This is a genomic window from Methanobacterium bryantii, from assembly GCF_002287175.1.
GTDB lineage: Archaea > Methanobacteriota > Methanobacteria > Methanobacteriales > Methanobacteriaceae > Methanobacterium_D > Methanobacterium_D bryantii.
This window is the reverse complement of sequence record NZ_LMVM01000034.1, coordinates 1-228: the sequence shown is the minus strand read 5'-3', so window position 1 is coordinate 228 and position 228 is coordinate 1. Positions and strand designations below refer to the sequence as shown.

The window sequence follows — 228 nt, the reverse complement described above, 5'->3', positions numbered from 1 at the left end:
CGCAAAATTAGAAATTTTGCAAGCCGTCGAAAATTCGTAGAATTTTTGGGCCGCAAAATTAGAAATTTTGCAAGCCGTCGAAAATTCGTAGAATTTTTGGGCCGCAAAATTAGAAATTTTGCAAGCCGTCGAAAATTCGTAGAATTTTTGGGCCGCAAAATTAGAAATTTTGCAAGCCGTCGAAAATTCGTAGAATTTTTGGGCCGCAAAATTAGAAATTTTGCAAGC

Annotated in this window: 1 protein-coding gene; it reads right to left on the bottom strand. The window is 36.8% G+C overall.

Going from position 1 to position 228, the window contains the following annotated elements; translation table 11 throughout:
* On the bottom strand, window positions 1–228 hold a 228-nt coding region (locus tag ASJ80_RS17135; RefSeq protein WP_179288750.1), incomplete at both ends, for a hypothetical protein.